The organism is Halorussus sp. MSC15.2 (assembly GCF_010747475.1).
GTDB lineage: Archaea > Halobacteriota > Halobacteria > Halobacteriales > Haladaptataceae > Halorussus.
Genome location: NZ_VSLZ01000010.1, coordinates 74082 through 85156 on the forward strand (window position 1 = coordinate 74082; position 11075 = coordinate 85156).

Below are 11075 nucleotides of genomic sequence, written 5' to 3' on the forward strand. Positions count from 1 at the left end.
ACCGGGCCATACGTATGAAACGACTATATTAGAGTCGAGTTTGTTGGGAGATACTTCCAACTACTCGCCGAAGGCATCCGCGAGCAACTCCTTCATCGCGGGCCGCCGGGCTTCTCGGCGTTTCTCCTCAGAAAGATAGTTCTGATGCACCACATCCGCGGATGAGCTCCCCTGCTCGTCAGCGATGATATCGAGGCGGTCAAGCACGTCTGCAAGCGCGTCCTGGTACTGGCTATACCAGAATCGGCGGGCCATGTGGGGCTTCGGGAGACCACCGTCGACGCGGACATCAGCCTGTTCGGCGAGTCGGTGGAACCGATTTCGGACAGTATCCGAATCGATGTGGCCAGTCTCGGCCTGCGTCGAGGGAAAGAGATAGCCATTCCACTCATCGTAGTCATCGACGAGTTCGAGCTGGCGCTCTCGGTAGGCGTCCAAGCCGTAAAGAAGGCTGACCGTGCTCGGGCCGTTCTTCCGCTCCTCGAACTCAAGATGTGGGTCGTCGGAGTCGACACCGACGAACTGGTTGACGTGGAGTCGCGCGACCTCGCCCGACCGCAAACCCCACGCAGCGAGTGCAACGAGCAGAAGGCGGTCCGCAGGCGTGTCGGCTTCGTTGTTGAGTGCTCGGACGTCCGAAGGCGCTAGTGCCTTATTGTCGGGTTCTGCGCGCTCCCAGCCGAAGTCAGTCGTCACGCCATCCAAGGGGTTGTAAGCGGCCGCGCCGTGCCGGTCGAGTCGATCGTACCAGCCCTGGACCGTCCCGACGTACGTGAATTTCGTGCCGTCAGTCGCGAGCTTGTCGTCGAGGACCTCCACAACTTGGTAGGCACGCTCGGTTTCGGCAGCCTGCTCTGTTGGATTAGAAAGTGGCGTGAGGAGATTCGACGTTTCGTGGAGGTCCTCGTAGATTTGAGCATAGGTTGCCAGATGGGTGCGTTTTGAGGCGAGCGTGGAGTCGGCAAGCTTCCGGCGACGGTCGAGTGCGCGGAGGTAGGCCTCGAACTCGTCGATGGTTTCGGTGGACGAAATCTGCCAGGCGTAGTCATCCGGTGATTTACTGGAAACGGTGGAGTCGTCAAGGCCGACCACGTCGGTGAGGAACTCTTTGACAGTAAAGTCGTGGTGTTCGCGAAGAGTATAGCTGATACCGCTGTATCCGAGGTCGGCGAGTGTCTTGTAGGACGGCCGAGTATGCGGATCGCATCCGTCACGGCGCAACGCGGGCGCGATTTCATCCCAATACAGATCTTCGAGATCGTCGAGGTCGTGGTGACTCCAGTTGATGGTCTCGCTCATGGGGGTGTAGCCGGATTTCTGCGGGGGTTGGTGATTTTAAGCTGAGTCATTTCTGGTTGCTGGGTTTTCGTACTATCTACTTTATGATTTTGCTTAGTCGGTTGTACATCTCTACACAACCGAACTAAGTACCATAACGAGCAAAAATATGACAAAACATAGTAAACCAAATAATGGTATACAAACTTTGCCTTCACGACCTCGGGCACGTACTGTGAGAGGTCAGAATCCGCCGTGTCCGCCCTGCAACTGTTCTTGTCGGTACCGTGAGTTCCGTGAAGTCGCGCTGATGTGTGCAGTCTATAACATCAAGAAGGCCGCAAAACAGAAAATTCTGCTCCCTTCATGCGCTTAAACACTGATCCTCAACTATCCCGTGTTGGTTCTTTACTGATTTTGTTCTATAAGTGGAATAGCGTCTCGTAAGAGAGAAACGGAAGTTCGGAATAAATTGATTCTTGGAATTTGAAATGATATACTCGGTCGATACTCGACATCTATAAGGCCATGATCTGTTGAGGATTTTGAGGACCTTCACAATTGGGAGAACAGTCCGTCCTCAACTCTAAGGATCGTCGAAGAAGCAGGTTCACGAACTCCCACATGTCGAATAGAAGGTATGCGAAGATGGCGATGAAATGACGGGATATATAGGTTTCTGGGGTCGTAGAATAATTTAGTTTGACGTCCTCCAACAACAATGCCTCCGAATCTGCTGCTGTGTTCTTTGCTTCTGCGATCCGACTTGAGTGCAATCGCAATGGCTTGTTCGGGCGTTCTGCTTCAATACCTTCTCAACTTTGATATTCTGCTACTTCCCAGTCGGTTTTCCAACTGCACTAACTGGACGGTGTGCTCAGAATTTTGTCGCAAGTGTTTAGTCTACTAAGTACATGATTGTAATCATGGGAGAATCCGACTTAGAGGCTCATAATAACCGTGAGCAGTTTAATCTTGCTTCTGAACTTGAAAAGGGGGATGAAGTTGAATTCGATACGGCTGAGGAGAGGATTTCTGGTAAAGTTGTTGGAATTGTAGGATCTAACCCGAAAAAGATCCACATCGAAAGTAGGGACGGAAGTCAATATACGCTTGTTCCAACTGGTGTTGAGGAAAATGAGGAAAACGCTGCCCTTTGGAGGACCCCCGAAGAGTACCCTGGACCTAAAGACATGCTCATTAACCTGAGTAGAAAAGGGAAGGCAAACCACGTTAGTTATAATATACTTCGCCTTATAGAGTAGATTTACAGAACTTATTATAGAGAGAATTTGTGAAGGAGTAATGTCCAAGTTACTCTCTGAAAGTAGCATGAATCACTATCTCTGTTCTAAGAGATTAACTATTCGGCATCACTATTGATAACTCTCCTCCTGATCCGAGGAACTGCTATTGAGAAGTTCATTAAAATTTGTTCGTATGATAATAGAGGGTCAATGAAATCCTGAATCTTACGCTCATTTGGTTTTTTGCGCCACAGAGGGGTGGAGGCGTATTAGAAGTTACCTCCAAAGAAACAATGATTCGAATGAATAGCGGCGACTGTGGTTCTGACGTATTGGGGAAGAAATACCGTCCTCGGGGAGAGATCCGTCATGACTGACGGTCCCGACCATAGAGGTCCTGCCGATGTACATCATCTTCTCGGGAATCAGCGACGTCTGCTTATCATCCGGTATCTTTCGCTCTTTGCTCCGGGGGCCACTGTGGAAGTGCGGCATGTTGCGAGAGTCGTCCGAGGTATCGAAGTCGGAAAACCTCCTCGCCAAGTGAGTACAGAGGACTACGAATCCGCCTATAATGGACTCATACAGCGACATCTTCCAAAACTCGCTGAAACGAGCCTCATCGAATACGACGCGGGGCGCAAACAGGTAACTGTCACTCAGCAACTTGACCAATATACTCTCATCATCGCTGCCACGAGCGTCATTACAAACTGAATAGCAAACCGTTCCAGAGTTGCTTGAGTGATAACTGGTAAGCGAGTCTTCTCAAGGTCAGCATCCATCTATTCTACAAGGGCATATCTTCAACTATTCACATACTCTCTTGGACGAACTCCTCTGTGATTACTTCTCTTTCATCCTCGATAGCGGTATCTAGTACCCGGCTACAGAGAGCCAAGACCTGACGGACGTTACCTTGCGACCGTTGGAGAATCATGTCTAGTGACTCCTCAGTAAAGGGATGTATTGGAGCTTCGCCGTTTGGTTCGTCTCGTTCTCTGTTGAGGTAGTCTGCGACTAATTCGTAGAGGTGTTCGCTCGTTAGAGGCCGCAGGGCTACTTCTTGGCCGATTCGCTCGCTGAACGCGTGATATTCGCTCATGACGTCTTGCCAGACTTCTGGCGCACACCCGAACAACACGCATAGACCGGAGCTATTCTGGTCCATCAGATGGCGGATGCTGTTGAGCGTGGCCTGTTCGTTCTTTGAATTGAGTCGCGCGATACTCTCGAATTCATCGACGAACACAAATACGCTAGTGTACCCGAGATCAAGAAGCAGGTTTTTGAGTGCCGTGAACGCTCGAACGCCCATTGTATCGTCGTCGAGTGCACTATGGATCTCCATTTCCTTGCGTTGTTCGTAGCGAATTCCTTCTGCGGTAAGCCACTGCCAGGCGTAGAGGTTCGTATCCTCGTAGACCATGTGGACAATCGCCCGAGCGAAGTCCGCGAAGCGGGTAATGTCGCTGAGCTTCCGGATTGCTTCAGGCACGATATCAGAGAGTAAGACATCACCTTCGTCGATGAGCGACCGCATTGATTCGGCCCCCATCGGGTTCGCGTCCGTCACGTCACGCGCGACCGAGGCTAACCAGTTATACGCCAACTCTTGAATGCGGTTGAAACCGAGGTCGTACATGAACTCGTGATAGATGTCGAGAAAGCCTTCACCCGGTTGAGCAACGTATCCGACGACGACATCGTCACGGTCCCGTAACAGCGATCGGGTGTATTTCAACGTGTGGGACTTCCCGTTCCCGTATTTTCCGGTGACGACGAGGTGTTTGGATTTCCCGGTCGCAAGCACCGATGAGACTGTGGAGCTGATTTGCTCTGCGACGTGTTGCTGGCCGCAGAAGATTTCTGGATCTTCTGCTGGGACGGGACTGTACGGGAATGGGTTCGCCTGTAGGTTGTACTGTGTGTAGTTCTGCTGCTCGTCGCTGATGGTGAATGAGTTGTTCATTTAGAATCCTCCGGTTTGAACGCTATATCGCGGTCGTATACCGCGATATAGTAGTACTGCTTGTCGTACTGTTCCACGCCAGCCATGACTTGCTGGGTTGACTGTGAAGTCGAGACCAGTCCGTCATCGCTGGCGAGATCGATTTGCTTGATACCGAAAGCAGCGTCTTTGGCTGCAGTATCCATGGGCGCTCCTGAGAGCTCAAGCTTCCCGACGTTTTGTTGGCAGAGTTCTACCAGCATCTCGTCGAAGTCGCTGCGTCTGCAACCCGTTCGCTCACAGACTTCCTCACGAAGACGCGGAATCGACAGGTATCGTTGTCGTAAGTTTACTCCTGCCGTCTGCTCAAGGTCGTCGTACGCACCGAGCAAAATGTACTGGAAGTTACGAGGTGGCTCTCCCTCGTCGGTGAGATAGTAACTGCCAGTAAACGCGTTTCGCTGAATGCGTCCTAGTCGTTCAGCCCAGTCGCCAAGAACTTCGACACTAGTTTGGTTGAACGTGTACGGCGTGTACTGTTGGTTTTCTTCGAGATGTTCTAACAGCGTGTCGAGATCCGTCGGCTCAACTTCCCCAAGCACTTCGAGGAATGTTCCGTAGTGTGGACTCTGAGTTGAGAGTACACTACTTACTGTCTCCCAGTTCTCTGCTCGAATCGCCTTGAGGAAGGACTCACCGACGTACGTTGTTGTGTAGACCGGGTCATCGTCAGGCCCATTCTCTTGCAGTAAATCGATCCGAGTCGCCTCTAAAATCGTTTCTCGTGCCCGCCGGTGGCTCACGTCGAGCGCTGTTTCTATGTCTTCTGTCGACTGCGCCTCGTCCTCACAGGCATGTGTGAGTTCGACGAGACGGGCGAGTGTGACTGGACGTACTGTCGCTCGTTCGTCGGTCATACGAGCCTCCGAATCTGTTGTTTCGCGGTTTTATACGCACGCTGGGTCACCTCGTTTCCGCGGAAACGGAGGTCAAGGTAGTTCTCGATGTCGCGCTCAGACTCGGCGACATAGCGAAATCGGCGCAGTTCGGTTGCGAGTGCCCAGAGGTTGTGTTGGGTAAGTGCAGTTCGGTCTTGGCGGATGTCATCTAGCGTTCGCTGACCACAAATTGGGCAGGGACAAGGGAGTCGTTCCATCTCCTCGATGTTCTGTAACTCTTCGCCACCGAATCCAGGTATCAGGTAATTCCGGTTTCCTGCTGCACGTATGAACGCTGACGAATCGAAACTGTCGACTCCCAGATACAACAGGAGTGGTTGATAGACGAGACCACCAAGACCGTACACGTGCAGATGCTTTTCAGTCGCTTTCCTCGCAGCAAGTACCAAACTCGTTACCTTCTCGTAGTCGGTCCGTATTGGCACGAGACTTCCGAGAGCATACCCGTGGAAGTCACCATATTTCTCAAGATGCTGGATGTTGTTCCGAATGGTTTCTGGGTCGTACCCGTGAACGCTAGCGAGGAGTAAGGAATCGCCGTCGTGGTGGTCGCTCGCCTCTAAAGCGAATTGGATGCTCTGCTCAATTCGGTCTTGGTTCTCTGCTGCCCGGTTCTTTCTGGAGAGAGGGACGTCGACCGTCCCGTAGATGTCTGCGTTCAACTGCCGTTGGGTCTCCAGGGTTTCCTTTGGGGTAGTGTCGACCTCTCCACTGGTGAAGTCAAACCCCCCACTATCCGCAAAAACGATGGTGTCCTCGGGGACGTCCATCTCTTCACGGAGAGTGACGCCGTTCGTTAAGCGGTTCCACATTGGGTCTCGGTTGCGGATCGACCGTGCGTTGATGATGGCCGAGGAGAAGTCGGGGATATCACCCACGTACGTTGGAGTGTTATCACTCGATCGTTTTCCGAGATTCCGGACGGGAAATAGGACCGGTGTGTCTAGGTTCCCGTTGGGTAAGTCGAGTTCGCGCCTTCTGTACAACATGCCTCCCGCTCGGGTAGGCTCTTACGATATTTAGATAATGGCTCAATAGGCAGTAAAATGAGTGGATTCCAAGAAGAAATTGGCCGAAACTGATTATATTTTAATCATTTCCAAGTGTCACCTGCGACGGTTCTTTGTCGACACGGCGGCACAGTTTTTCAATTGTCTCCGGTTGTAACCGACTAATACTGTCAATGCGCCGGGCGAAATTCTCCATGTAGAGGCCTTTCAGACCAACAACGATAGTGCCGTGTTTCTCTGCGTCATCCGTCCGTGCTGGCACAGACACGATATTATCGAACTGCTCGTCAACGAGTTCCCGATTGAACACCACTCCAATACGGTCAGCCGGGACATCCTGCACCATCTCGTCAATATCGATACTCGTGTAGTAGTCCTTCCCGAGAGTGAAGAAGACGACATTGTAGTCCGACTCGGCCATCACCTGCTCTAAGTCCTCCCGAATCCGTAACTGGGCGGACCGCTCACGGATCTCACTAACGTTCATCGAACTGAACGTCACCTCATATGGAGGCAGGGATTCTGTTTCCTCAACCAACCCAAAGCCTGCACTAATGAAGTACCGGCGGACATCATGGTCCTCCCGCTCCAACCGTCGCACCGCGTCCTTCACGAATTCTTGCTGGCGGCCGGTATATAAATCTCGGGCAGCAATTCCTGGCACGTCATCGCGTTCCAGCAGTTCCGTCCTCGAGAATTGGAGCGTCTCTTCCGCATCGAACTCAGGAGCAGTCTCTGGCGTGTTCTTCGAGCCCGAACACTGGTCGATAATCAAAATGTCGAGGCCATCGTCGGTCTCCAGTTCTGGCGGATGCGGAACGAAATCTTCACCAGCGACGTAATTCTCACCACACCGCTCAAGTGCGCTCTCTCGCACCGCGTCCGCTTCCTCGTAGACCTGAACGGAACAGTCGCTCTCCTCGACGGCATCGATAAGACGCTCGTCTACATCATCGTCGGGTGCATGGAGAATCAATTCCTGGTATCGCTCGGTCTCCCGGCCCAGATTTTCGGCCATACTAATACGTGAGAACGAAACGGTCGACGGCGTATCTTCCCACCATTCTCGGATCCCCTCAGCGTCCACAACACCGATTTCGGCAACAGGGAGATCGTGGACTTCCTCCCAGAAGTCCGAGTGCTCCTTCCGGAGATAGTCCTCAACCGTGTCGTAGCCAATTAGAGATGCCGTTCCCTGTGTTGCCACGAGGATTTTCGGCAGTTCGTCTGCGAACTCATCGTAGAACCGGCGCGTATTATGGAATCCACGTCGGCGGTTTCGGTCATTTCCACGGAAGATACAAACCTCAACACCATTCTCGGCGCATATTGGGCAATCACACTTCTCCCACGGTCGCTCTCGAAGCGTCTTCTGATACTCTTCAAGTAACTGATCATCCCCGATCCACTTTGCATAATCCTTGATGACCGTCCAAATCTGGTCGAACAGGCTGAATTCAGGGACTGCCGTCACGTCACCTAATATTTGGGAGTAAGGATCAACTTCCCCGTTCTCGTCGGGGAATTCATCTAACCCGATGCGTAAAACCGCCTGCTCTTGGATTTTATCGGGCGTTCGTGGGAACTTCTCGAACACTGTTTCTGCAGTTCGTATTAGTTCGATGTAGTCCTCGAACGGGACGGGGGAATCGGGGTCATCCTTTCGAAGTAGTTTGACCAGTTTGCCACGGAGATTCTTACTAAAGCTGGCTTGTAGCTCTCGGGCGTACTCGAAGTGGTCGCGGAAGGCCGCTTCGACATCTCGGAGTCGGGATTTGTCGTATCGGTCGTCGTGGCGGTGTTCCTGAAGATACTTCCGCGTCGCCGAGAGTACGGGCCCTGCTGTTTCACGCCAGTCCTGAAGGGCGTCTGTAATTGCCTCGTCCGCGGCGTATGCCCGGAGCGCCACGAGCGTTTCCCGCCCTCGCAACGATTTTTCGATTGCCTCGTCGAGGGTGTCGCGGTTGGAGGGGTATCGAACACGGATTGCGTCGTACCGCTCGTCCGCGTCTAACCGATAGTTCTGGCCGCCAGTCCACGCTGAGCGGAGCATGCTTGCGCTGTCGAAACTGGTCATCCCAGACCGGCCGACGGTTTCGAAGCCCTCCGTCTTCGCGAACCCGAAGACGTGTGAGTCAACGCGTGTATCGTGTTCGCGCTCGAACTCTTTGACGGTTTTTCCGACGCCCTTCACGATTTTCCGGACCGCGTGAATCGGACTGCCCGCAACCCCGCCAATTCCGAGATAGTTGTAGCCGATATCGAGAACGGTGTCGGCAGCATCGGCATACGACTCGGCGTTCCAGCCCTGAATTGCGACCATTAGTCGGAATGGGTAGTCCCCGTCGTGGTACAAGTCGTACATCTCCTGGGCGTTGCGCAACGTGAGCTCGTAACGGAACTCCGCGTCGTTCTCCCGGTAGACCGCGCGAGGATCGGTCTTTAGACGCTCAAGTACTGCATCTATGTCACCTTGGAAGTTCTCGGCGGTGAACGGTTCGACGTCTGCATCTTCTTCCGTCCGTATCGTCGGTTCGTACTCGTCGACGTATACCGGCCACTTCTCGGGCCACTCGTCCGTCATTAGGTCGACAGCGTCGGTCAGTGCATCGGGAATATCGCTCTTTTTGAAGTCTGAGTGGAAGGCTCGCTCGTCAAGATAGAGACGCCCTTTATCCTTTCCAGATCCTAGAACGAGATGGTCTATCGTCACTCCGACCGTAACTTCGAGTGTTTCGTAGAAGTCCAGCATCTCGGCGTTTCCGTACGGAGGGAAGGGGAGAGACTTGTACCCCCATGCGCCACAGTCACTAATCGTTGGTAACCAGTCAGGGATAGAGAGAACCGGATCGTCGTAGACGCCATACTCGGCGAGGCGTTCGGCCTTCCGGTTCGACTCTTCCACTTGTTCGCGCGAGATAAGCACGCCGTCGATAGGCGTTGTGTCCCGCTCGAAGATGTCCCAGATGTAGTCGAGATTGCGCTCCTGCCGATTAAGCGTAGAGAGTTCATCGTGCTCGAAGTCGTAGTGAGCGTCGACCGCATCATCCCACTCAGGAACGTAGAATCTCACAGGTCCTATTCACCGTCATGTGATTATTTTGCTCTTCCTTATGAATGTCCCTTTTGCTCTTTGCGCGAAATTGTGACTTGAGGGACCTCGCGAACTAGGAAGCACGACGAAGGACGTAAGGAAGTAACCGCCAAATACATTGCATCGTGGGAGTGACCTCAAGAACCCGCCTCCCTCGTAGCCAAGGTTAGCACGAGGAGTCTATGCGGACAATATCTTTATTCCTTGAACCCGTCCTTTCTAACGGGCGACGTGCCACCGCGTAGTGGGATGCGCGGTGCGTTTCGATTGTGTCGTCCAGACCTAGGGAAGTTTGGGAGTCGCCATCCTCCATCGGTGGCATTGATACTTCCCCTTTTGTACCGGGAACGCTACCCAACGAATAGCCGAATTAATTGCGGTTTAGATGAAATCACTCGGTATAGTGGGGAGACACGATGGCGTTCTGAGTTTCACCAGCCGTAATACGTCGGTACCAACTGATGGTCGGGAACTTCCTGCAATCGCTCTACCGCTAATTCGTCCGCCTCCGAGACATCCCAAACGATATCGAAGAACTTGATTGCAGCGTCGACGAACTGCGTCCGTTTCGTATAGACCCCGCACTCTGGGTTCCAGTCATAGCTGTTCTCCATAAAGTTCGCCGAACCGAGTAGCGCGGCGCCTTCATCGGCGTGACCGATCGTCTGTACCTTTCCGTGGATGCCGAACTCTCCGAGATCGCGGAAGTCCATGTCGGAGGTCACGCGCTGGTGCTCTTTGAAACGCGAGTAGGTGCGGACGGTGACCTGATTGCGGTGCTCCTTAATCTCGCTCAGGAGATTTCGCTGCAGCCGCCTCCACTCCCAGGGCTCTTTGGTGTGTCTCGTTAGAAGGCGCAGTTCGTACCCACGTTCGAGTAGGCGTCGAATCTGGGAGACGTACTCGTTGAACGTGTCATCGTCAAACGGCGTCATGACGCGTAGAGTCCGATCGTCGAGTTCCCGTTCCAATCCGAGGCTGAACAGTCGGTCGGTCATCTCCGTATACGACCTCAATCCCGACGGTTGGTCCTCGTGCCATCGGCGCAGGCGCGCACGTTCTCGTCCCAATCCGCGTGAACCCCCGACGTAGTCGTCCATCTTCTTTTCTCCGAGCGCCTCCGGGTCCACGAGCGTGTAGGTGAAGTATGCCGGCGCGACGTCACCGTCTCCGAGAGACGCGTAATCCCGGGCGACCATCTGTTCGGCCGCCGTCGCCGGTGGGGGCGACACGGAAACGCCAGTCAGCGAGTCGGCCCTGCGCCGAACCGCTGAACAGCGCTCAACAAGGTGGGTAGTGTACTCTCCGCTCAAATCCTCTCCGTCGACGGACTGCGGGACCGAACTGAATCGAACTACGCTCTCACCGATCACTTCGCAGTTCACGCCGGTGACCGAAGATAGCGACTGGTAGACCGCGTACGAGTCTAAATCGATGCGGTCAGTGATGAACTCCGCGTCGAACCTCGCGAACTCGGGATGGGCGGCTACAGTGGCGATGACGCTTATCAGAAGTTCTCTCTCCTCGTCACCGATG

At 53.4% G+C, this 11075-nt stretch carries 7 protein-coding genes; 1 reads left to right on the top strand and 6 read right to left on the bottom strand.

All coding sequences use genetic code 11. The features are described 5' to 3' along the window. Positions 1–60: 60 nt before the first annotated feature. A complete protein-coding gene (locus tag FXF75_RS21345) occupies positions 61–1299 on the bottom strand; it encodes a site-specific integrase (RefSeq protein ID WP_163524086.1) in 1239 nt (412 codons plus the stop codon). Between the two features lie 905 nt (positions 1300–2204). On the opposite strand from FXF75_RS21345, the gene FXF75_RS21350 reads away from it, so the two are divergent. Continuing rightward, a complete protein-coding gene (locus FXF75_RS21350; protein WP_163524087.1) occupies positions 2205–2543 on the top strand; it encodes a hypothetical protein in 339 nt (112 codons plus the stop codon). Positions 2544–3339: 796 nt separating this feature from the next. On the opposite strand, the gene FXF75_RS21355 is transcribed toward FXF75_RS21350, so the two are convergent. The 5 genes from FXF75_RS21355 to FXF75_RS21375 all read right to left on the bottom strand — a co-directional run. Then, the gene (locus FXF75_RS21355) at positions 3340–4497 is read right to left on the bottom strand and encodes a BREX system ATP-binding domain-containing protein (protein WP_163524088.1); all 1158 of its coding nucleotides are present in this window, start codon (positions 4495–4497) and stop codon (positions 3340–3342) included. Continuing rightward, positions 4494–5393: a hypothetical protein gene (locus FXF75_RS21360; RefSeq protein WP_163524089.1), complete on the bottom strand. Its 900-nt coding sequence runs from the start codon at positions 5391–5393 to the stop codon at positions 4494–4496. The genes FXF75_RS21355 and FXF75_RS21360 overlap by 4 nt, the downstream gene beginning before the upstream one ends. After that, complete coding sequence (locus FXF75_RS21365; protein ID WP_163524090.1) at positions 5390–6424, bottom strand: tRNA-guanine transglycosylase; 1035 nt, start codon at positions 6422–6424, stop codon at positions 5390–5392. Before FXF75_RS21365 ends, FXF75_RS21360 begins: the two co-directional genes overlap by 4 nt. Before the next feature lie 100 nt (positions 6425–6524). Continuing rightward, a complete protein-coding gene (locus FXF75_RS21370; protein ID WP_163524091.1) occupies positions 6525–9518 on the bottom strand; it encodes a DUF6884 domain-containing protein in 2994 nt (997 codons plus the stop codon). 452 nt (positions 9519–9970) lie between these two features. Next, positions 9971–11075: phospholipase D-like domain-containing protein (locus FXF75_RS21375; RefSeq protein ID WP_240334866.1), on the bottom strand; the 1105-nt coding region annotated here is incomplete at its 5' end.